General features: G+C 70.5%; 20 protein-coding genes. 4 read left to right on the top strand and 16 right to left on the bottom strand.

Annotated features, from left to right (window positions below; all coding sequences use genetic code 11):
* Nucleotides 1–2 precede the first annotated feature (2 nt).
* Genes ACIRBX_RS31890 through ACIRBX_RS31850 form a run of 9 tightly spaced genes read right to left on the bottom strand, consistent with a single transcriptional unit; the run spans nt 3 to nt 6920 of the window.
* A complete protein-coding gene (locus tag ACIRBX_RS31890) occupies nt 3–443 on the bottom strand; it encodes a VOC family protein (protein ID WP_402302381.1) in 441 nt (146 codons plus the stop codon).
* Nucleotides 440–1048, bottom strand: a complete 609-nt coding sequence (locus tag ACIRBX_RS31885) for a DJ-1/PfpI family protein (protein ID WP_402302379.1) — start codon at nt 1046–1048, stop codon at nt 440–442. The genes ACIRBX_RS31890 and ACIRBX_RS31885 overlap by 4 nt, the downstream gene beginning before the upstream one ends.
* Nucleotides 1041–2594, bottom strand: coding sequence for a GMC family oxidoreductase (locus tag ACIRBX_RS31880; protein WP_402302378.1), 1554 nt, complete (start codon nt 2592–2594; stop codon nt 1041–1043). Before ACIRBX_RS31880 ends, ACIRBX_RS31885 begins: the two co-directional genes overlap by 8 nt.
* A complete protein-coding gene (locus ACIRBX_RS31875) occupies nt 2591–2995 on the bottom strand; it encodes a nuclear transport factor 2 family protein (protein ID WP_402302376.1) in 405 nt (134 codons plus the stop codon). Before ACIRBX_RS31875 ends, ACIRBX_RS31880 begins: the two co-directional genes overlap by 4 nt.
* 37 nt (nt 2996–3032) lie before the next feature.
* Nucleotides 3033–3485, bottom strand: a complete 453-nt coding sequence (locus tag ACIRBX_RS31870) for a nuclear transport factor 2 family protein (RefSeq protein ID WP_402302374.1) — start codon at nt 3483–3485, stop codon at nt 3033–3035.
* A 3-nt stretch (nt 3486–3488) separates the two neighbouring features.
* A complete protein-coding gene (locus ACIRBX_RS31865) occupies nt 3489–3911 on the bottom strand; it encodes a nuclear transport factor 2 family protein (RefSeq protein WP_402302373.1) in 423 nt (140 codons plus the stop codon).
* 55 nt (nt 3912–3966) lie between these two features.
* Nucleotides 3967–4398, bottom strand: a complete 432-nt coding sequence (locus ACIRBX_RS31860) for a nuclear transport factor 2 family protein (protein WP_402302371.1) — start codon at nt 4396–4398, stop codon at nt 3967–3969.
* A 43-nt stretch (nt 4399–4441) separates the two neighbouring features.
* Nucleotides 4442–6082, bottom strand: coding sequence for a thiamine pyrophosphate-binding protein (locus ACIRBX_RS31855; protein ID WP_402302368.1), 1641 nt, complete (start codon nt 6080–6082; stop codon nt 4442–4444).
* A 10-nt stretch (nt 6083–6092) separates the two neighbouring features.
* Nucleotides 6093–6920 (bottom strand): type 1 glutamine amidotransferase domain-containing protein, encoded by an 828-nt coding sequence (locus ACIRBX_RS31850; RefSeq protein WP_402302366.1) that lies wholly within the window; start codon nt 6918–6920, stop codon nt 6093–6095.
* Between the two features lie 230 nt (nt 6921–7150).
* On the opposite strand from ACIRBX_RS31850, the gene glgB reads away from it, so the two are divergent.
* Together glgB and ACIRBX_RS31840 are read left to right on the top strand one after the other, a co-directional pair.
* On the top strand, nt 7151–9070 hold the full coding sequence (gene glgB, locus ACIRBX_RS31845) for a 1,4-alpha-glucan branching protein GlgB (protein WP_402302364.1): 1920 nt from the start codon (nt 7151–7153) through the stop codon (nt 9068–9070).
* Between the two features lie 105 nt (nt 9071–9175).
* Nucleotides 9176–9949 (top strand): SDR family NAD(P)-dependent oxidoreductase, encoded by a 774-nt coding sequence (locus ACIRBX_RS31840; protein WP_402302361.1) that lies wholly within the window; start codon nt 9176–9178, stop codon nt 9947–9949.
* A 154-nt stretch (nt 9950–10103) separates the two neighbouring features.
* On the opposite strand, the gene ACIRBX_RS31835 is transcribed toward ACIRBX_RS31840, so the two are convergent.
* The 7 genes from ACIRBX_RS31835 to ACIRBX_RS31805 form a co-directional block, all read right to left on the bottom strand.
* On the bottom strand, nt 10104–10478 hold the full coding sequence (locus ACIRBX_RS31835) for an STAS domain-containing protein (protein ID WP_402302359.1): 375 nt from the start codon (nt 10476–10478) through the stop codon (nt 10104–10106).
* A gap of 29 nt (nt 10479–10507) precedes the next feature.
* Nucleotides 10508–12637 (bottom strand): glycogen debranching protein GlgX, encoded by a 2130-nt coding sequence (glgX, locus tag ACIRBX_RS31830; RefSeq protein WP_402302357.1) that lies wholly within the window; start codon nt 12635–12637, stop codon nt 10508–10510.
* A 201-nt stretch (nt 12638–12838) separates the two neighbouring features.
* Nucleotides 12839–14641, bottom strand: a complete 1803-nt coding sequence (locus ACIRBX_RS31825) for an AGE family epimerase/isomerase (protein WP_402302355.1) — start codon at nt 14639–14641, stop codon at nt 12839–12841.
* Between the two features lie 148 nt (nt 14642–14789).
* Nucleotides 14790–16157: a peroxidase family protein gene (locus ACIRBX_RS31820; RefSeq protein WP_402302353.1), complete on the bottom strand. Its 1368-nt coding sequence runs from the start codon at nt 16155–16157 to the stop codon at nt 14790–14792.
* The gene (locus ACIRBX_RS31815; RefSeq protein ID WP_402302351.1) at nt 16154–16474 is read right to left on the bottom strand and encodes a UBP-type zinc finger domain-containing protein; all 321 of its coding nucleotides are present in this window, start codon (nt 16472–16474) and stop codon (nt 16154–16156) included. The genes ACIRBX_RS31820 and ACIRBX_RS31815 overlap by 4 nt, the downstream gene beginning before the upstream one ends.
* Before the next feature lie 102 nt (nt 16475–16576).
* Nucleotides 16577–17506 carry an NAD(P)/FAD-dependent oxidoreductase gene (locus ACIRBX_RS31810; RefSeq protein ID WP_402302349.1) on the bottom strand — a complete coding sequence of 310 codons (930 nt, stop codon included), beginning with the start codon at nt 17504–17506 and terminating at the stop codon, nt 16577–16579.
* 128 nt (nt 17507–17634) lie between these two features.
* Nucleotides 17635–18873 carry an IS701 family transposase gene (locus ACIRBX_RS31805; protein ID WP_402302347.1) on the bottom strand — a complete coding sequence of 413 codons (1239 nt, stop codon included), beginning with the start codon at nt 18871–18873 and terminating at the stop codon, nt 17635–17637.
* Between the two features lie 514 nt (nt 18874–19387).
* Here ACIRBX_RS31805 and ACIRBX_RS31800 point away from each other — a divergent pair.
* Both ACIRBX_RS31800 and ACIRBX_RS31795 read left to right on the top strand, forming a co-directional pair.
* Nucleotides 19388–20320, top strand: coding sequence for a UTP--glucose-1-phosphate uridylyltransferase (locus ACIRBX_RS31800; RefSeq protein ID WP_402302344.1), 933 nt, complete (start codon nt 19388–19390; stop codon nt 20318–20320).
* Between the two features lie 247 nt (nt 20321–20567).
* Nucleotides 20568–21506 (top strand): LuxR C-terminal-related transcriptional regulator, encoded by a 939-nt coding sequence (locus ACIRBX_RS31795; protein ID WP_402302343.1) that lies wholly within the window; start codon nt 20568–20570, stop codon nt 21504–21506.
* Nucleotides 21507–21553: the final 47 nt, after the last annotated feature.

Raw genomic sequence — 21553 nt, 5'->3', positions numbered from 1 at the left:
GGTCAGTGCGCGTGCGCGTGGGCCGACGGGTCGTCCCGGTAGCCCTCGCTGACCTCGACCACCACACCGTCCGGGTCGGTCAGCCAGATGCTGCGCCACCCGGGGATGAAGTCGTCGAAGGAGAGCGGGCCCAGGGAGACCGGCACGTCCTCGTCCAGCCCGGACAAGAACTCTGTCAGGTCTGCGGTCTGGAAGGCGAGGTGTCGCACCGTTCCGGCCGTAGAAGGGCCGTCCTTCGTTACGTCGGGCCGCTCGCCGGCTCCCGCCGCGAACAGTTCGAGGTAGACCTGACCCTGCTTCAGGAAGACGATCTGCTGGTCGCCCAGGTCCACCGTGCGGGCCCGCTCGAAGCCGAACCAGCGGTGGTAGAACTCCTCGGTCACCTTCTGGTCGGTGCAGTTGAGCGCGGCGTGCGACCAGCGCAGGCCGCCCTCCGCGCTCATGCCGCACTCCGGCGGGCGGCCAGGATGTCGATGATCTGACGGGCGAACAGGTGCGCGTGCTGTCCGGTCCGGCCGGTCACCAGGTCGTCGCCGTCCAGCACCACGTCGGAGTCCACGTACTCGGCGCCCATGTTCCGGACGTCGCCGACCAGGTTGTTGTGGCAGACCACCTTGCGGCCCCGGATGGTCTCCGGGACGGTGGCGAGCAGCCAGAAGCCGTGGCAGATGATGCCCTTGAGCACCGAGGGCTCGTCGAAGGCGCGCTTGACGAACTCGGCCGCCGGGGCCAGCACGTCCACGTCCTCGGTGTAGCGCAGCCGGTCCGAGACCATCCCGGAGGGCACGATGACGGCGGCGTAGGAGCGCAGCTCCTCGTCGCTCAGGCCCTCGAAGGACTCGGTCGCGGTGAACGGCGTCCGCCACTCGTGGCCGGTGAAGGTGATCGCGTCCTGGCCCCAGAGCCGGGTGAGGAAGTGGACCTCGGCGCCCTCCTCGGCGAACCGGCGCTGGTAGTAGTGGATCTCCGGCTCGAAGTAGTCGCTCTCGATCAGCACGGCGATCTTCGTGCCGGTCAGCGGGCCCTCGCGCAGCACCAGGTCACCCACGGCGCGCCTCCTTGATCAGGTCGGACGCGCGCTCGGCGATGGCGACGATCGCGCTGTGGCAGTTGCCGGACGGGACGGCCGGCATCACGCTGGCGTCCACCACCCGGACGCCCTCGACGCCGCGCACCCGCAGCTGCGGGTCGACCACGGCCAGGTCGTCGATGCCCATCCGGCAGGAGCCGGCCTGGTGGTGGTAGCAGTCCGCGCGGTCCCGGACGAACTGCTCGATCTCCTTGTCGGTGCGCACCTCCGGGCCGGGCAGCAGCTCGCCCTTGAGGTGGCCCTTGAACTCCGGCGCGGCGAAGATGTCGCGGGCCAGCTTGAAGCCCTGGACCATCCGGTCCACGTCCGACTGGTCGCCGAAGTAGTTCGGGTCGACCAGCGGCTTGGCGAACGGGTCGTCGCTGGCGAGCCGGATCGAGCCGCGCGAGGTGGGACGGACCACGCCGGGCAGGATGGAGACCGCGTTCGGGTGGCCGGCGCCCACGATGATGTCGAACGACACGTGCACGAAGGCGAGTTGCAGGTCCGGCGCGATCATGCCGGGCTGCGAGACCGCGAACAGCGCGGACTCGGAGAGGTTCTGGTGCCCCTCCCGGGGCGGGGCCGTGGTCTCGGCGATCAGGCCGGTGAGCACGTGGTTGTGGAAGTTCTCGCCCACGCCGGGCAGGTCGGCGACCACCGGGATGCCGTGCTCGGCCAGCAGCTTGGCCGGGCCGAGCCCGGAGAGCTGGAGCAGCTTGGGCGACTCGATCGCGCCCTGGCAGACGATCACCTCACGGGCGGCCCGCACGGTGTGCACGCCGGGCTCCGCCTGGGTGGCGGCGGACAGCAGCCGGCCGTCCCCCTCGGGGATGGTCTCGGCCTCCTGACGGTACGTCACGCCGACGCAGCGGTTGCCCTCGAAGACCAGCTTGGTGGCGGTGGCCGAGGTGCGCAGGGTCAGGTTGGGCCGGGGCAGGGCCGGCTCCAGGAAGGACTGCAGGGCGCCCTTGCGGCGGCCGTTCTCGACGTCGATGTGGTGCCAGCCGGCCCCGATCATCTCCGGGCCGTTGAAGTCGTCCACCTCGCGGTGGCCGAGTCCCTTGGCGGCGTCGATGAAGGTGCGGGACAGCGGGTGCGGGTCGCCGTCGGCCGCCGAGGTGACGGTCTGCAGCTCGCGGAGCTTGGCGAAGTAGGGCTTCAGGTCCGCGTAGGACCAGCCGGCCGCACCCTGGTAGGCCCAGTTGTCGAAGTCCGAGGGGTGACCCTCGATGTGCATCATGATGTAGAGGTTGCTGGAGCCGCCGGGCAGCTTGCCGCGCGGCTCGTAGACCGTCCGGCCGTTCAACCCGGCCTGTGGCACGGTCTGGTAGCCCCAGTCCACCGAGGACCCGAGCAGTGTGTACCACAGTGGTGCGGCGTCCACGTTGGCCGGGACGAACGCGCCGCCGGCCTCCAGCACCAGGACCTTGACGTCCGGGTCCTCGGACAGCCGGTTGGCGACCACCGACCCGGCGGTGCCACCGCCGACCACGATGTAGTCGTACTCGGCCGGAGCGCTCATGACGCACCGTCCGGCGTGCCGAGGACGGCGCGGAAGGGCACCGTGTCGTGGAAGTTGGCCATGTAGCTGATCAGGCCGTCCACCACCCGGAAGTAGTTCACGACGTTCGCCTCGACCCGGCCGCCGGCCGGCGTCTCGGCGGTGATCTTCGAGACCACGGCCGCCTGCTCGCCGTCCACCACGAAGTGGGCCGGCACGTTCTGGAACGACGCGTACATCTCCGGGAAGCCCTTCATCATCCCCCGGAGCGTCTCCCGCCCCTCGACGTGCCCGGCGAGCTGCTCGTCCATCACCTGGTCGACCGCGAACAGGTCGCACCAGGCGTCCCAGTCCCCGGCGTTGGCGAGCTGGTAGTACGAGGTCACTACTTCCCTGGTGTCCACCACGGTGCCCTTCCGCATCTGTGTGAGCCCGAACCGGGCTGGTACTACCCGGCGCTCAGACGCGCACGGCGTTGGTCGCGAGCTGCGACCAGAACTGGTTGAACTGGGTGGTGCCGTCGCCGAATATCGCGCCGCGACCCTCGACGACCTTGCCGTTCTCCCACTTGAGGACGTGGACGACGTCGATCTCCAGGCGGTCGTACGGGGAGATGCTCCCCTCCTCCGCGGTGACCCGGGTGCCCAGGTTGTAGGAGACGTCGGCCGACCAGCCGTCGGCGGTGCAGATCGCGCTGCGGGTCATCACGAAGCTGCCGCCGGAGAGCTCGCCGACCCGGGTCATGAAGTCGAAGAACCCGTCCAGGCCCTCCCACCAGCCGGCCAGCTGGTGGTTGCCGGGGACCAGCCAGCGCATGGACTCGTCCCAGTACTTCTCGATCTGGCCCCGGTCGCCGGTGGCGAGCGCCTCGTAGGCGGCGTTGACCAGCTCGGGAGTGACGTCCTCGGCCATGGGTCAGCCCGCCAGACGGGCGGCGATGCCCTTGAGCTGGAAGCGGCTCCACATGTAGCGGTCCACGCCGTGCTGGTCGGCGGTGTGCACCTGGACCTCGCGGATCTTGCCGTCCTCGATGCCGTAGGTGGTGCAGGTCGGGAAGAGGTACTGGACGCCCTCGGACTCGCCGTGGCCGCTGTGCTTCTCGACGACGGTGCCGTTGTCCAGCTCGCCGAAGTGCACGTTGTCGACCGAGATGCCGGCCTGGAAGAGGTCCGCGAAGAAGGCGATGACCTCGTCCGCGCCCTTCATCGAGCCGGACAGCGGGTGGTGGCCCGGCATGTTCCAGACGATCTCCTCGTGGAAGAGGTCGCTCTTGATCTTGTCCATGTCGCCGGTGCCGAAGTACTCGTACATCTTCAGGATGATGTCGGTGTTGGACATGTGAGTGCCTCTCGGTTCGTTGCTGCGGTGGGTGAGTTGACGTGCGGAAGGACTCTCAGAGCGAGGCCGAGCCCGGCATCGGGTCGAGGGAGTCCACGATGTAGATCTGGATCTGCGGGGCGCCGTCCGGGCCGGCCGCCACCACCCAGGTCTGGTAGGCGTCGAAGCCGAGCCAGGCGCTCTTCGGGCCGGGCGCGTCCCAGATCTTCGCCTGCCAGTTGACGACCACCTTGACGTCGGCGGTGGTCTCGGTCAGGTTGCTCACCTCGGTCGAGGTGACGGTGTGCACCTCGTCGAAGAAGCGGTTGGTGACGGCCTTGTACCAGTCGGCGAAGCCGGCGTGGCCCCGGGAGGTGGTCTCCGGGAAGCGCATCTCCAGGCCCTCGTCGACCAGGTAGGTCAGCGCGGTCTCCAGCGGCACGTGCTGGTCCAGCGCGCGGTACCAGTCGGCGACCATGGTCTTGATCGCCGTCTCGGTCAGTGCCATGTGATCTCCTGCGATGGACTGCCGGTCAGCCGGGGGCTGCCGGTCAGCGGGTGTCGTCGGTGAGCAGCTCGACCAGCAGCGGCCGACGGGTGGTCAGCATCCGCTCCACCACGTCGTCGATCTGGTCCGGCTTGTCAAGCCGGACGGCGTCGGCGCCCAGCGAGCGGGCCAGGCCGACGAAGTCGATCTCCGGGTGGGAGAGGTCGAAGGAGTGCGGGAACTCGTGCTTGGCGATGTCCCGCTCGACCCAGTACTGGTCGATGTTCTTGTTCAGCAGCTCGTACCGGTGGTTGTTGCAGACCACGAAGACGGCCGGCACCTCGTGCCGGACGGCGGTCCACAGCGCCTGGTAGGTGTACATCGAGCCGCCGTCGCCGGTGAAGCCGACCACGGTCTTCTCCGGGTGGGCGATCTTCATGCCCACCGCGCCCGGGATGCCGACGCCCAGCGAGCCGCCCCGGGTGGCGAAGTAGTGCCCGGGCAGCCGGGGGTTGAGGTACCGGATGATGTACGGCGAGGCGGTGAGTGCCTCGTCGAAGACCATCAGGTCCTCCGGGGCCTCCTGGCCCAGCTTCGCCAGGAAGGCACCGATCAGGGTGTCGTCCGGCGCCTGCGCCTTGGCGGCCTGCTCGGTGCGCCGCTGCTCGATGAACTCCCGGGCCGCGGCGTCCTGTTCGGGCGTGCGCAGCCCGTCCAGCGCGGTGGCCAGGGCGTCCAGGGTGAGCTTCGGGTCGGCGACCAGGCCCAGCGTGACGGGGTGGTTCTTGGCGATCTCGTAGTCGTCGAGGTCGACGTGCACCACCGGGGCGCCCTCGGCGAACGGGGTGACCAGGTCGGGGAAGACCTCGGGGAACACGTAGGTCCCCACGATCAGCACCGCGTCCGCCTCGCGCACCGCCGCCCGGCTGACCATGCCGAACATGTGGCCGATCGCGCCACGGGCCAGCGGGTGGTCAGCCGGCAGGTGCGCCTCGGAGGAGTCCACGAACCACACGTCGGCGCCCAACTTCTCGGCCACGCGCAGCAGTTCGGGCTCGGCTCCGGAGACGGAGATGCCGTCGCCGACCAGCAGCACCGGCTTCTTGGCCGGCGCCAGCAGCGCCGCCGCCTCGGCCACCAGGGCCGGGGCCGGCAGCGTCCGGCGGTCGGGGATGACCGTCGGGACGACCGGCTCGTCGTTGGGCGCGTCCAGGATGTCCATCGGCAGCGCCACGAACACCGGGCCGCGCGGCTCGGTCATCGCGGTCTTCACCGCGCGGCGCAGCACCCGCAGCAGCGAGCGCGGATCGACCACCCGGGTGGCCCACTTGGTCACCGGCCGGGCCATCGCGACCAGGTCGGCGGCCATCTGGGCGTCCATCGCGTCGTACTCGATGCCGGACTCGCCGGCGATGACCACCAGCGGCGCGTGCCCGCGCTTGGACTGGTACATCATGCCGATGCCGTTGCCGAGGCCGACGCCGCTGTGCAGCTGGAGCAGCGCGGGGCCACCGGTGGCCCGGGCGAAGCCGTCCGCGATGCCGGCCGCCACCGTCTCCTGCAGGGTCAGCACGTAGTGGAAGTCCGGGTACTCCTCCAGGGCGTCCAGGAAGCCCTGCTCCACCGTGCCCGGGTTGCCGAACATGTGGGTGATGCCGTCGGCGAGCAGCTGCTCGATGATGGCGTTCTTGCCGAGCCTGGTCACAGAAGCTCCCTTACCAGCCGTAGCGGGTCAGGCCGTCTTCCAGGACCTCGACCATCTTCTCGCCGGTGCGGTAGGAGTCCGGGGTCGAACGGCCCGTGATGAACGGGTAGTCGACGATCACCGAGATCTCCTTGCCGAAGTTGCCGTGGTAGCGGCCCTCGGGGGCGGTGGCGTCGCGCAGGATGTACTCCAGCGGGTACGGCGGCGGGCCCATCACGAAGTCGGTGCCCAGGAAGCCGGTGCCGTCCTTGTAGTCGTACTCCTTGCAGTGCCCGGTGACGTGCTTGCCGGAGATGATGCTCTTCCGGTCCTCCCAGTCACGGGCGAAGGCCAGGCAGGCCACGCCGTAGCACTCGGCGCCGATCGGCTTGTCCGCGTGCAGGAAGTTCAGGATCACGTCGTGCACCCGGCCGTTGTTGGCCAGGTCGACGATCGGACCGCTGCCGCCGACGATCAGCAGGGCGTCGTACTCGGCCAGCCGCTCGGTCAGACCGTCGTTGACCGCGTTGTTGTACGCCTCCAGCTTGCGGAGGTAGCCCTCGTCGCTGGTGTACGGGCGGGTCGGGATCCAGGAGGAGAGGTCCTCCGGGCTGTCCAGCCGGTCCGACGCCTCCAGGTCCACGACCACCTTGGCCACCTCGGCGGAGACCACGCTGCGGCCGAGCGGCGGGTCGACGAAACCCGGGTCCATGCTCGGCGGCAGGGCGTGCGCCCGCTTGCCGGTGGGGGTCGCGAAGGTCACCTCGTAACCCTGCTTGTCGAATGCGTACAGCGGGCCGACGAGTTCCTCGCCCCAATAGCCGTACTCCGACAGGAGTACGAGAACTTTCTTCGTCATGGCTACTCCGATTTCGAGGCTTGGCACTGCCTGCCCTCAAATCCTGGGACAGCCCCCGACCCGGGTCAACGGCCATCCGGGCCGGTCGGCACTCACCGCGAAATGGCCTGGCACATTACGTCAAGTCCCTTGCCGGGCAATGTCGGAGTGCACATTTTCCGCCCGGAAATCCCCCATGGAATGCCCTGGGCTGCGAGAATTCCACGGTGTCCCCGACCGAAGGAATTGCCGTGGCCCAGTCAATCGCCGGGCCCGGCCGGGCAGCTGACGAACCGTCGGCCACCGGGCCCGGGCCGCTCGACCTGCACCTGCTCGCCGAGGGCACCCACCAACGGCTCTGGGAGGTGCTCGGCGCCCATCCCGGCACCGGCCCGGACGGCCGCCCCGGCGTCTCCTTCACCCTCTGGGCGCCACGCGCCCACCGGGTCGCGGTGGCGGGCGAGGTGACGGGGCAGGTGACCGGCGGCCGCGCCCCGGTGCCGCTGCACCGGATCGGCACCACCGACTACTGGACCGCCTTCCTGCCCGGCGCCGAGGCCGGCCAGCGCTACCGCTTCGAACTGCTCGGCGCCGACGGCGTGCACCGGGCCAAGGCCGACCCGTGCGCCCGCTCCGCCCCGCTGCCGCCCGGCCCGGACAGCGTGGTGTACGCCTCGCGGTACCGCTGGAGCGACCGGGAGTGGATGATCCGCCGGGCCGCCGCCGACCCGCGCCGCCGGCCGCTGAGCGTCTACGAGGTCCACCTCGGCTCCTGGCGCCCCGGCCTGACCTACCGTCAGCTGGCCGCCCAGCTCACCTCCTACGTCCGCGAGCAGGGCTTCACCCACGTCGAGCTGCTGCCGGTGATGGAGCACCCCTACGGCGGCTCCTGGGGCTACCAGGTCACCGGCTTCTACGCCCCGAGCTCCCGCTTCGGCTCCCCCGACGACTTCCGGTACCTGGTCGACTCGCTGCACCGGGCCGGCATCGGCGTGATCCTCGACTGGGTGCCCGCCCACTTCCCCCGGGACGACTTCGCGCTCGGCCGCTTCGACGGCCACCCGCTCTACGAGCACCCCGACCCGCGCCGGGGCGAGCACCCCGACTGGGGCACCCTGGTCTTCGACTACGGCCGCCCCGAGGTGGCCAACTTCCTGATCGCCAACGCCCTCTACTGGTGCGAGGAGTTCCACGTCGACGGCCTGCGGGTGGACGCGGTGGCCTCGATGCTCTACCTGGACTACTCCCGCCCGCCCGGCACCTGGGAGCCCAACCGGGAGGGCGGCCGGGAGGACCTGGAGGCGGTCGCCTTCCTCCGCGCGCTCAACGAGACGGTGCACGGCCGCTTCCCCGGCGTGCTCACCATCGCCGAGGAGTCCACCACCTGGCCCGGCGTCACCGCCCCGCTGCGGGACGGCGGCCTGGGCTTCGACTTCAAGTGGAACCTCGGCTGGATGCACGACACGCTGGACTACTTCCGGCAGGACCCGGTGTACCGCGAGCACCACCACCACGGCATCACCTTCTCCACCACCTACGCCTGGACGGAGAACTTCGTCCTGCCACTCAGCCACGACGAGGTGGTGCACGGCAAGGGCTCGCTGCGCGGCCGGATGCCCGGCGACGAGGCCGCCCAACTCGCCAACCTACGGGCGATGTTCGGCCTGATGTGGGCCCTGCCGGGGAAGAACCTGCTGTTCATGGGCGGGGAGAACGGCGACCCGGGCGAGTGGAGCGAGCCCTACGGCCTCCCGTGGCCCGGCCCGGAGGAGACCGGCCGGCTCGGCGTCCGGCGGCTGGTCGCCGACCTGAACCGGGCCTACCGCGACTCCCCCGCCCTCTGGGCCCAGGACCCGGCCCCGGAGGGCTTCCGCTGGCTGGACGCCGACGACGCCGGGCACAACGTCTACGCCTTCCTGCGCCGCGCCCCCGACGGCACCCCGCTGGTCTGCGTCGCCAACCTGTCCGGCACCGCCTGGCCCGCCCACCGGACCGGCCTCCCCCGCCCCGGCCGCTGGCAGGTCCTGCTGGACACCGACGCCGCCCCCTACACCGGCACCGGCACCCGCCCCGCCGACCTCCGCGCCACCGCCACCCCGCACCACGCCCAACCCTGGTCCGCGGAGCTGCACCTCCCGGCCCTCAGCACCTGCTGGCTGGTCCCCGGGTAACGCCCGGACGGGCAGGCACCCAGCGGCGCGAGGAACTGCGCGCAGCGGAACGGCAGCAGTTCCCCGCTCCCCCGGCATCACCGACCACTCAAGGAGTGAACGCACATGAAGCGCATCCTCGTCACCGGCTCCGCCGACGGCATCGGCCGGCAGACCGCCACCATGCTCGCCGCCCAGGGCCACGCCGTGGTGCTGCACGCCCGCAACGCCCAGCGCGCCGAGGACGCCCGCCGGGCCGTCCCGGACGCGGTGGACGTGGTGGTCGGCGACCTCGCCTCGCTCAGCCAGACCGTCGAACTCGCCAAGCAGGCCACCGCGGTGGGCCCGTACGACGCCGTCGTGCACAACGCCGGGATCTCCCGCACCGGCAGCCCGCGCCAGGTCTCCGAGGACGGCCTGGAGACCACCTTCCAGGTCAACGTGCTGGCGCCGTACGTGCTCACCGCGCTGATCCCGCTGCCGCAGCGGCTGGTCTACCTCTCCTCCGGGATGTCCGAGGGCGGCACCATCGACCTCACCGACCTCCAGCGCACCCGCCGCCGCTGGGACGGCACCGGCGCCTACTGCGACTCCAAGCTGGCCGACCTGGCGCTGGCCTTCGCGGTGGCCCGCCGCCACCCCGAGGTGCAGAGCAACGCGGTCTGCCCCGGCTGGGTGCGCTCCCGGATGGGCGGCAGCTCGGCGCCCACCGACCTGGCCACCGGAGCGGCCACCCAGGTCTGGCTGGCCGGCTCGGACGACCCGGCCGCGCAGGTCAGCGGGAGCTACCTGCGGCACATGCGGTTCCTGGACGAGGCGCTGCCGCAGACCCGGGACCCGGAGGTGCAGGAGGCCCTGCTCGCCGCCTGCGCGGAGCTGAGCGGCATCCGGCTCTCCTGAGCCCCTGTCGTGCCCGTGGCACGGCGAAGGGCCCCGGTACCAACCCTGGTACCGGGGCCCTTCCCTGTCACCGCGTCAGACCGTCACCGCGTCGGACCGTCACCGCCTCCGACCGTCACCGCCTCGGACCGTCACCGCGTCGGACCGCCGTCCGTCAGGCCGCCGCCCGGCCGTCGTCCCCGCCGTAGCCGTCGCCGGTCAGCTCCAGACCGCGCTGGAAGCCGGCCAGCCGGAGCGTGCGCCCGACCGGCTCCTGCACGCCCGCGAGCGCGATGGAGACCGGCTCCGGGAAGCGCTGGCGCAGGTAGAGCAGCGAGCGCAGCCCGGCCGAGGAGAGGTAGCGCACGGTCGACAGGTCGACCACCAGCCGTCCGATCTCCCGGCGTTGGGCCAGGCTGTCCAGCTGGCGGCGGAAGCCGGGCGTGCCCAGCGCGTCCAGCTCGCCGCCGACCCTGATCCGCACCGTGCTGCCGCCGTGCCGTCTCGGGCCCGGCTCCGCCGCACCGCCCGTGGTGTCCGTGGTCGTCATGGTCGTCCCCCTTCTCCCCCCTGGCCCGGTCAGCCGTCGTTGCGGCGGCCGACCAGGACCACCGCCGAGCGCGGACCGATCGGGTAGCGCAGCTGGTCCTCCAGGGCCGGCTCGGCCCCCGGTGCGCTGATGTCCTCGGGCTCCTCGGCCGAGGTGTCGGCCGCCCGGTGCCAGCGCATGTCGCCCGGCAGGTCCGGGAGTTCGAGCTCCAGGCCCTCCCAGTGCGCGTTGGCCGCGACGTAGACGAAGTCGGCCGAGCCGTCCTCGTGCTCACCGCAGCGCATCACCGCGAGCACCCGGTCGCCCTCCGACCAGTCCGGCTGCCAGGCGCGGGTGCCGTGCCAGCTCACGTCCGGGTAGCCGGGGATGGCGTCGGTGCCGGTCGGGTGGGTGGCCCGGCGGAGCACCGCGTGCTCCTGCCGCAGCCGGATCAGCTGGGTGGTGAAGCGCCGCAGGCCGTCCGCCTCGTCGCTCTGCGGCCAGGTCAGCCAGGAGATCTCGCCGTCCTGGCAGTAGGCGTTGTTGTTGCCGCCCTGGGTGTTCCCGAACTCGTCGCCGGCCAGGATCATCGGGATGCCCTGGCTGGTGAGCAGCAGCACCATGGCGTTCTTGGCCTGCCGCCGCCGCAGCGCCAGCACCTCGTGGTCCTCGGTCGGCCCCTCGGCGCCGCAGTTCCACGAGTCGTTGTCGGAGTTGCCGTCCCGGTTGTACTCGCCGTTCGCCTCGTTGTGCCGCTCGTTGTACGAGAACAGGTCGGTGAGGGTGAAGCCGTCGTGGCAGGTGACGAAGTTGACCGAGGCGGTGGTGCCCCGGGTGCCGTAGAGGTCGGGCGAGCCGACCAGCCGGGTGGCCAGCTCGCCGACGGTGCCGGGCTCGCCCTTGAGGAAGCGCCGCAGCACGTCCCGGTACTTGCCGTTCCACTCGGCCCAGCGGCCGTAGTTCGGGAACGCGCCGACCTGGTAGAGGCCGCCGGCGTCCCAGGCCTCGGCGATCAGCACGCAGTCCTTGAGCAGCGGGTCGTAGGAGAGCGCCTCCAGCAGCGGCGGGTTCTCCAGCGGGGTGCCGTCCTCGCCCCGGTCCAGGATGGAGGCCAGGTCGAAGCGGAAGCCGTCCACGTGGTACTCGCTGGCCCAGTACCGCAGGCAGGAGAGGATGTAGTCGCGGACCACCGGGTTGTTGCAGTTGAAGGTGTTCCCGGTGCCGCTGAAGTTCTGGTAGTAGCCGTCCGGGGTGAGCTGGTAGTAGGTGCTGTTGTCCAGGCCCCGGAAGTGGATGGTCGGGCCGTGCTCGTTGCCCTCGGCGGTGTGGTTGAAGACCACGTCCAGGATCACCTGGATGCCGTTGGCGTGCAGGTCCCGGACCAGCTCCTTGAACTCCTCGCGCTGCCGGCCGGCCGCGCCGCCGGCCGCGTAGCCGGCCTTGGGGGCGAAGAAGCCCACCGTGGAGTAGCCCCAGTAGTTCAGCAGCAGGTCACCGGTGGTCGGGCTGGTCCGGCTGTTCTCGAACTCGTCGAACTCGAAGACCGGCATCAACTCGACGCAGTTGACCCCGAGTTCCCTGAGGTAGGGGATCTTCTCGCGCAGCCCGGCGAAGGTGCCCGGCTCGGCCACCCCGGCCGACTCGTGCCGGGTGAAGCCGCGCACGTGCAGCTCGTAGACCACCAGGTCCTCGGCGGGCAGCCGGAGCGGGTGGTCGCCCTGCCAGTCGAAGTGGTCGGCGGTCAGCCTGGCCCGGTACTGGTTCTGGTTGTTCCAGTCCGGCTCCTCGCCCCAGACGTCCCGGCCGGTGACGGCCTTGGCGTACGGGTCGAGCAGCACCGCCGCCGGGTCGAAGCGATCGCCGGGGGCCGGCCGGGTCGGCCCGAAGACCCGGTAGCCGTAGTCCACGTCGCCCTCGCCGATGCCCAGCACGGTGATCGCCCAGACCCCGCCGACCCGGTACTCGTCCGGGATCGGGATCTCGGCGACCGGCGTGACCTCGCCCGGCTTGAAGAGCACCAGCGAGACGTCGTCCGCCCGGCTGGAGTAGACCGAGAAGTTCACCCCGCCCGGCACGTAGGTCGCCCCGAACGGGTAGGGGGCGCCCGGCCGTACGTCGTAGCCCGCTATCCGGTCGGTGGCGAACTCCGCCGCCGCCTTGCCTCTGTGATCCGTGTCCACGTCCGGTTCCTCCCAGAGCCGTTGTGTGCCCGCCGTTGTGTGCCCGCGGTCGAGTGCCCGCCCGTCGCGTGCCCGCTCGTCGCGTGCCGGTTTGTCGTGTGCCGGTTTGTCGTGTGCTCGCCGAAATGTGCCGAGGAAGGCGTCAGGGGCTGTCGTTCCCGGGGCCCGCATGCCCCGGGGACGACAGCCCCTGACGAGTACTCAGCCGACCGGGGTCAGCTCCACCTTCACCGTGAGCGCGTAGGCCGAGTCGGGCAGTTCGACGGTGAGGTTCTTGGCGTCGAACCGGTCCCACTCCTTGCCCTCGATCTCGACCCGGGTCAGCTCGACCCGGCCGGCCGGCAGCAGGTCCGGCGAGACCCGCAGGGTGCGGTCGGCGTCGGCCCGCGGCTTGAACCAGAGGTTCAGCGGCTGACCGGTGTTGAGCAGGTTGGTGTACACCGCGGCGAGGTAGCAGAGCTCCGCCGAGTGGTACATGCTCATCGAGTGGCTGCCCTTGAGCCGCTCGGTGCCGAGCAGGTAGGGCAGGCCGCTGGCCAGCACGTTGAAGTAGACCGCGCCCTCGTCGTGGTCGAGGAAGTTGGTGTTGTAGAAGCCGGTCGCCTGGCGGGCCTCCTCGCGGTAGGCGTCACCGCCGACCGTGCCGCCGAGGATCAGGTAGGCCAGGATCGCCTGCTCCTGCTGCCACCACGCCTTGCGGTCGTGCCAGGCGAAGCGGTGGAACTCCTGGCCGTCCGCCAGCTTGCGCTCGACCACGTCGTACCAGCCGCCGCGCTGCTGGTCGCTGCCGACCGCCGGCATGATCTGCCCGATCTTCTCGGCCAGCTCCTTGTAGGAGTCCTTCTCCTTGTAGGAGTTCATCCGCATCAGGTTCCAGGCGATCTTCAGGTTGTGCCCGACCACCGCGCGGTCCTGCTGCCAGGTGTGGCCGAGGTCCTGCGACCAGTCGGTGTTGAACCGCTCGTTGACGAACGGGCTGGCCTGGTAGTCCGGGAAGTGCTCGACGATGGTGTCGAAGGTGCGCTCCAGCATCTCCGCGTGGCGCTCGTCACCGGTGGCCAGCAGCAGGTTGATCAGGTACGCCGGGGCGTGGTCGCCGACCGAGTTCCAGTTCTTCCGCGACTTGTTGAACTTCAGCGAGTCGTGGTGGGGGGAGAGCAGCACCGGGTCGATGTGCGAGAAGTAGCCGCCGCCCTCGTAGTCGCGGTAGTACTGCTCGAACAGCCGCATGGTGGAGTCGATGTCGGAGGCGATCCGGCGGTCACCGGTGACCCGGAAGGTCTGGGTCGGGCCGGCCAGCGCGTAGATCTGCTCGTACATCGGAATGGCGTCGTAGTCGTCGTCGAACTCCGAGGTGAGCAGCTTCTTCTCGTAGTCGCCCTCGACCTTGATGCCGTGGTACCAGTACACGACGTTGGACTCGCGGTCCACGAAGCGCATGTGGTCGCGCAGGTACTTGGTGCCGCGCTCGGCCACCTCGAGGTAGTCCTCGTTGCCGGTCAGCATGTAGGCCGAGGCCATGCCGTAGACCATCCGGGAGATGGTGTCGGTCTCCTGGACGTGGCTGGCCGCCTTGTCGCCGCCGAGCCGGATGTTGGTCCGGTAGTCCTTGTAGTCGATCTCGCCGTCACCGAACTGCGCGCGCCGGTAGAACCGGGCCAGCGAGTCGATCTGGTTGATCCACCAGTTGGCCTTCTCGTAGTTGTAGTCCTCCGGGCCGCGGCCGACGAAGGTCAGCTTCTTGGCCTCGAAGGAGTAGGCGCCGCCCTCCGGGTAGAAGACCCCGTAGACGAAGACCTGCTGGCCGGGCTGGAGCAGGTCGTCCACGTGGCCGCCGGCGTCCGCGTAGGGCTCGTCGAGGTTCCGCAGGAGCTCCGCCGACATCCCGTCACTGAGCTTGACGTCGAAATCACGGCCGTCGATGGTCTTCAGGCCGAAGACCCGGTCCTCCGGACGGAATTCCACCACTCGTCCGGCGATGGCGTCCATGAACGTGAAACGCATGACCTCGGACTTCACGTGCGACCTCCATGTCGATGCACCGGGATTCCGGCGGGCAGCTTGACGAATTCATCATCGCCACCGGAATTCTGTTCGGTCAATCACGGAGCGAGCCCCGGGAATTCACCCGGGACTCGCCCGTGAATGTCCGTCAAGTCGCGTCGCGGACTCCGGTGGCTCCGGCGAACCGGAGCAGATCGACCAGGGTGAAGCCGTCCCCGACGGAGGGCAGCGTCGGCTGCCAGCCCGGGTCGGCCGCCAGGTAGGACTCGCCGTCGGCGCGCAGCAGGCCGATCAGCACCTCGCCGACGATCCGGCCGCCCACCTCGCCCAGGCTGTCGCCCTGGTGCCGGACCTGGGCCTCCTTGAGGATGTAGAGCCAGAGCGGCGTGCCGCCGGCCCACTCCGGCCCGACCTCGTCCGGGGCGAGCACGGCCGCGTCGAAGCGCTCGGCCACCGACTCCCCGGAGGGCAGCGCGGTGGCCTGGCCGCGCAGCAGGTCGCGGACGGCCAGCGAGCGCAGCTCGGCCTGGTCCACCTCGCCGGTGATGTCCTCCGGCAGCGAGATCAGGCTGGTCGGCAGACCGCCGTCGATCCGCTTGGCCCGCTGGGCCGGCGGCTCGCCGGGGACGTCGAACAGCATCGCCCAGTCCACCACGTGCTCCGGCGGGATCGGCCCGTGGCCGAACAGGTGCGGGAACAGCGGGTACTGGAGCCCGTCCCGGGTCATCCGGTAGCGGTGCCGGATCTGGCCGTGCCCGTAGCGGAACGCGGCGTCGGCGAACTCCAGCGGGATGAACGCCTCGCCGGGCGCGGGCGCGAAGAACTTCGGCCCGCCGTCCAGGATCTGGGCCGTCAGCTCCGGGCCGATCAGCCGGGGCAGGTAGTCGTGCACCACGATCCACTGGTAGTGCCAGGTGAGCGCGCGGCGGGCCTCGTCGAACAGCTCGGCCTCCGGCACCCCGTCCTCGCGGAGCCGGTCCACCAGTCCGTTGTGCGCGTTCAGGAAGGCCAGGTGGAGCTGGGCGGCGAAGCGGTGCACGTCGTTGCGCGGGTCGCCGATCAGCGCGGTGCCCTGCCAGTTGCGCGGCACGTCGGTGCCGTCCTGGGAGGTGATCAGCTTGGCCGGGTCGGTGGCGTCGTAGAGGAACGGCGAGCCCACCGGGCCGTCCGCGTGCACGAGTTCGAGGTTGAGCTTGGGCGAGCGGACGTTGCGCAGCGCCGCCACGTCGGCCTGGGCCGCGATCGGCGAGCGGTCGGCGGTGATGTCGTGCGCGATGAACTGGCCGAAGAACGGCCAGCCGGCCGCGCCCGCCGCGTCGTCCACCCCCGCACGCAGCGGGAACCGGGCGGCGTCGCAGACGCCGCCCGGTGATCCGGCCTTGAACAGCTCCTCCGGACGCGAGTCCAGGGCCGGCAGGTCCGGCAGCATCCGGCTGTACCGGGCGCCGCTGGGCGGCGCGTCCACCGGCCGGCCGGGGGCGAGGCAGTGGTCCCGGACCACCTGGTGCCTGCTCATGCCAGCTCGGCGGGGAGCAGGAAGAGCGAGTCGGGGTAGCACCAGGCCCAGTCCTCGTCCGGCTGGAACGAGCGGACCAGCGGGTGCTTGGTGGCGTGCCAGTGCGCGGTGGCGTGCCGGCGCGGCGACTGGTCGCAGCAGCCGACGTGCCCGCAGACCAGGCACTCGCGCAGGTGCAGCCAGCGGGTGCCCTCGCGCAGGCAGTCCTCACAGCCCTCCAGGGTCGAGGGCTTGACGTCGGCCGCCTCGCCCAGGTGCCCGCAGGTGGCGGTGGTGGGGTAGCCGTTGGTGTCCCCCACCACGGTCCAGTCGGTCATCTCGGTTTCCTTCCAGATCACTCGGGCCGGCCGCCCGGATCCGGACGGCCGGTGCGGGGCCCCGGCCCGTCCGGCCGGCGGCCCCCGGTCGCTGACCGACCGTCAGTCCGCCTTCAGCTCCGGCGGGTACAGGAAGTAGTTGGCCGCCGAGGCCGCCTGGGCGCCCTCGTGCACGGCGGCGGTCACCTGGTGCGAGTGCAGCGCGGTGACGTCACCGGCCGCGTAGACCCCGGCCACCGAGGTCTTCTGCTCGGTGTCCACCGCGATGTAGCCGCTGGGGGCGAAGTCGATGCCGAGCTGGTGGGCCAACTTGGTCTCCGGGTTGGCGCCCTGGATGGAGAACAGCGCGTCCAGCGGCAGCCGCAGGCCGCCCTTGGTGTAGACGGCGGTCATCTGCCCGTCCGCACCCTCGACCTTGTCGATCCGGTCGTCGACCACCGGGATGCCGGCCGCCGCCAGCCGGGCCGCGAACTTCGGACTGATGTCGTTGCTGTGGGAGTTGAGCAGCAGCTGCACCCGGTCGGTGAGCCCGTGCAGCTGCATCGCCTCGCCGGCCGCCGCGTCGGTGTGCCCGACCACCAGGATCCGCTTGCCGCGGTTCTCGTAGCCGTCGCAGGTGATGCACCAGAACATCGACCGGCCGACGTACTCCTGCCAGCCCTCGAAGTGCGGGAAGTGGTCCAGCACGCCGGTCGCCAGCACGATCACCTTGCCGTGCCAACTGCCGCCCTGCGCCTTGACGGTGAAGCCGATGTCGCCGTCGCCGGACACCTCGTTGATGGTGTGGTGGACGATCCGCACCTGCTCGTACGGCTCCAGCTGACGGCGCGCCAGCTCACGCAGCTCCACGGTGGCGATGCCGCTCGGGAAGCCGAGGTAGTTGCGGTTGGTCTGGTGGTGGGTGGACCGGCCGTGGCCGCTGTCGAAGACCAGCACCGAGCGGTTGTACCGGGCCAGGTAGAGCGCGGCCGAGAGCCCGGCCGGACCTCCGCCGACCACGATGGCATCGGCGCTGTGCGCGGGACCTGTCATGTGAAACCTCCCGTGGGGCACGGCTCCGCGCGCCGTCCCAGTCGAAATGCGGCTTTTCCAGAGCGAGGCTAGTCAGCCCGCATGGAGCCGGTGCGGGGCCGAACGGCCGCCCGGCGTACTACGTCGGGTCAACGGGCGAGTTCGGTCAACTCCTGGGCCTGGCCCGGGTCGAATTCGGGCCGCCCCAGGTGGGCACCGTTGAGAATGTCGTAATCCAGCGCGGCGCTCACCATGGTGGCGTGGTGGTGCCAGCCGTTGAACGTCCGGCCCTCGTAGTCGAAGAGGCCGTAACCGGACGCCAGTTCGGCCGCCTGCGGGGTCGCCTGGGCCACCTGCTTGGCCAACTTCACCAATTCCCGCAGCGAGGCGCCCCGGATGTTGGTGAGCCAGTAGCCGCGCGGGCTCGGCTTGCCCAGCGGCCATTCCACGATGAGCAGCCTATTGGCGAGCAGGGCCTTGCTCCCGGCCGGCCGGCCGCTACTGACCAGTACCTGGACCGGAATGACCAGGAATTGAGAACGCAGGGTGTGGCCGGCGGCGTCCCGCCAGTACAGCGTCTCCGGGGTCACGTTGCCGACCCCGGCCGCGATGTCGGCCACCGTGCGGGCCCGGGCCCGGGCGCCCTGCCCGTTGACGATCCGTCCGCTGCCGCGCGACCAGTTGGCGTCGGCCGGCTGCACCAGCTCGTTCGGGCTCACCTGGGCGAGGTAGGTCTGGGCCCGCATCTCCAGGGCGGCCAGGTACCACTCCAGCGGGCGGTGCCGGGCGTCCAGCAGGATCGGCGCCTCGGGAACGCCCCAGTCCAGGGCCATGTCGTCGAGCAGCTCGACGTGGTATTGCCAGTAGGGTCGCGGGAGTTCGCACTCCGGGACCTTGGCCCGGGAGCGGCGCTCGTCGTCCTGGCCCCACTGCTCGGGGATGGTCAGGCTCCAGTTCACCGGCACCGTGACGCCGTCCACCTGCATGCCGACCATGATGGCCAACTGGCAGTTCCGGACCCGGCCGTGCGAGTGGACGTACTGCCGCTCGACCGCCGCCGAGTACCGGCCGTGCTTGGGGAAGGCCAACTCGCCGACCACCCAGGCCTCCGGCCGGTACTCGCGGACGAGCCGCTCGGCGAGCCATTTCCGGACCGGTCCGTGCTCCCACGGACTCTGGTTGATGAACTGCTGGAGCGACTGCTCGCTCCGGCCCGGCGAAGCCACCGCGAGACGCGGGATGGTCTTCCGTCCGTCGCAGTTCAGCAGACCGCGGACGTAGGTTTCGGCCGCGTTCCGCTGGTCCGCGCGGCCGAGCGAGGCGAAAGCCTCCGAGCAGAAGTCCGGCAGACCCGCGCAGTCCGGGTCGACGATTCGTTCCTGTGCCATTGGTCCATCCCCCGTCCGGGTTCTTCAGGTCAGCAGCACTGCGGGTCGCCGGGGCCTGCCAGGAATGCCGGGGCGCGACCTTCGAGAACGTCCGAGGAAATGCTCACGGTTCCCCCGATGACAATCGTCAGCATACAAATGAGCGTAGTGATGCGAATACCTATGCGAGCCATTGCCATCCCCCTGAATGTGACGAACCAGCGTCCGTTCTCTGTCAGATTCAATGGTGCCGCCCCCGGTCACACGGAGGCAACGAAACCCGGGGACATGATCACGCCCTGTCGCAAAGACGACACGAAGGGCGGCGGGGTCCTCGCCGGAGCACGGTCAAAGCTTAATACGATCATCGATTGAGTGAAGAGAGTTTCGGGAAATTCCCATGGAATAGTAAAATGACGGTGGCTCGTCAATGCTTCTTCCCACTTCACCGGGTCCACCCCCACAGATGGACGAGTACGCCGCCGCAGCCCGCGAGCCGGGTACGTCCGGGCTCCGCCCGGCTAGCGTCCCGGCCATGACCACACCCCGCAGAGGAATCAGCAAGGCGGTCATCCCCGCCGCCGGGCTCGGCACCCGCTTCCTGCCCGCCACCAAGGCCACCCCCAAGGAGATGCTGCCGGTCGTGGACCGGCCGGCCATCCAGTACGTGGTGGAGGAGGTGGTGGACGCCGGCATCCACGACGTCCTGATGATCACCGGCCGGAACAAGCGTCCGCTGGAGGACCACTTCGACCGCAACTGGGAGCTGGAGGAGGCGCTCCGCCGCAAGGGCGACCTCGGCCGGCTCGCCCAGGTGCAGCGCGCCACCTCCCCCGCCGCCATCCACTACGTCCGCCAGGGCGACCCGCGCGGCCTCGGCCACGCGGTGCTCTGCGCCGCCCCGCACGTGGGGGACGAGCCCTTCGCGGTGCTGCTCGGCGACGACCTGATCGACCCGCGCGACCCGCTGCTCAGCCGGATGATCGAGGTCCAGGCCGAGCACGGCGGCAGCGTGGTGGCCCTGATGGAGGTGGACGAGGCGCAGATCGGCCTCTACGGCTGCGCCGCGGTCCGCGCCACCGGCGAGGCCGACCTGCTCCGGGTGGACGGCCTGGTGGAGAAGCCGGCCCCCGGCGAGGCCCCCAGCACCTACGCGGTGATCGGCCGCTACGTGCTCGATCCGGCGGTCTTCGACGTGCTGGCCCGGACCGAGCCGGGCCGGGGCGGCGAGGTCCAGCTGACCGACGCCCTCCAGCGGCTGGCCGCCGACCCCTCGATCGGCGGCCCGGTGCACGGGGTGGTCTTCCGGGGCCGCCGCTACGACACCGGCGACCGCCTGGAGTACCTCCGGGCGGTGGTCCAACTGGCCTGCGAGCGCGATGACTTGGGTGATCCGTTCCGCCGCTGGCTGCAGGAGTACGTGACCGCCTCGCTGCCCTTCTACGCGGACGACACCGTCCCGGTTTAGCCCCAGAAGAGCGCATTCCGAGCACCCTGGCGCTTTTGCGGCACCTCACGGCGCCATAAGGCCGCGGAGGCCCATTCCGGTCACCTAGGCATATCCCTCGGACACTCTACGTCGCGCTATCCTGACCGGCGGGAGGACGTTACGGACTGGGGGAACAGTGAATACGGAGCCGGTCAGGGAGAAGAGCAGCAGGGTCCAGCGCACCGCCAGAACCGACAAGGAAATCGCCGCCAGCATTTACGGCGCCATGGAGCAGCGCGGCTCCTGGCAGATCGGCCAGGCGGCCGAGGCGGTCGGTCTGGACCCGGAGGACGCGAGCCGCGGGATCGACTACCTGGCCGCGCTCGGGCTGGTGGAATTCCCGGTGGCCGACTCCCCCGAGTTCGTGCTGCTCGGCTCGCAGGTCGCCGCCATGCGGCTGATCAACGAGGCCGAACGGGAACTGGCCGCCAACCTGGAACAGATGGCCACCGCCCGGGCGGGGCTGGCCGAGATTCTCAGCAGCTTCATGCCGCTGAACTTCTGGTCACCCGGCCCGGTCGCGGTGGAGATGCTGACCGATCTGCGCAGCGTCGGCGTCTATCTCAACAAAGCCACCGAGCTGGCCCGCGAACAGATCCTCACCATGCACCCCGCACCCGCGCCCGCCCCGCCGCAGACGGCCGAGTCGGCGGACCGGACCAGGGCCCTGGTGGACCGCAACCTCGACCTGCGCACCATCTACCAGCAGAGCCTGGCCAGCGTGCCGCGGATCGCCAAGCACCTGGACGAGGTCCGGCTGAGCGGCTACGAGGTCCGGCTCTCGCCGACCGTGCCGTTCCGGATGATCATCTTCGACCGCCGCCGGGTGATCATCCCGATCGACCCCAACAACGGCAAGGCCGGCGCCATGGCCATCGAGGGCGAGGCCCTGGTCCGGGCGCTGATCTCGGTCTTCGAGTACTGCTGGCAGCACTCCAGCTACGAGGGCTCCGGCACCATCGAGGCCGAGCTCAGTCTCGGCCCGCAGGAGCAGGCGGTGCTCCGGATGCTCGCCACCGGCGCCACCGACGAGACCATCGCCCGCAACCTCACCGTCTCGCTGCGCACCGTCAACCGGGTGGTCTGCCGGATCATGAAGGCGATCGGCGCGGACAGCCGCTTCCAGGCCGGAATGATCGCCGCCCGGCTCGGCCTCATCCACTGAGGCCGGCCGGGCGGCGTCCTGCTGCGGGGCCCTGCTGCGGGGCCTGA

The organism is Kitasatospora sp. NPDC096147 (assembly GCF_044763225.1).
Classification (GTDB): Bacteria; Actinomycetota; Actinomycetes; order Streptomycetales; family Streptomycetaceae; genus Kitasatospora.
This window is presented reverse-complemented; position numbering and strand designations above follow the sequence as displayed.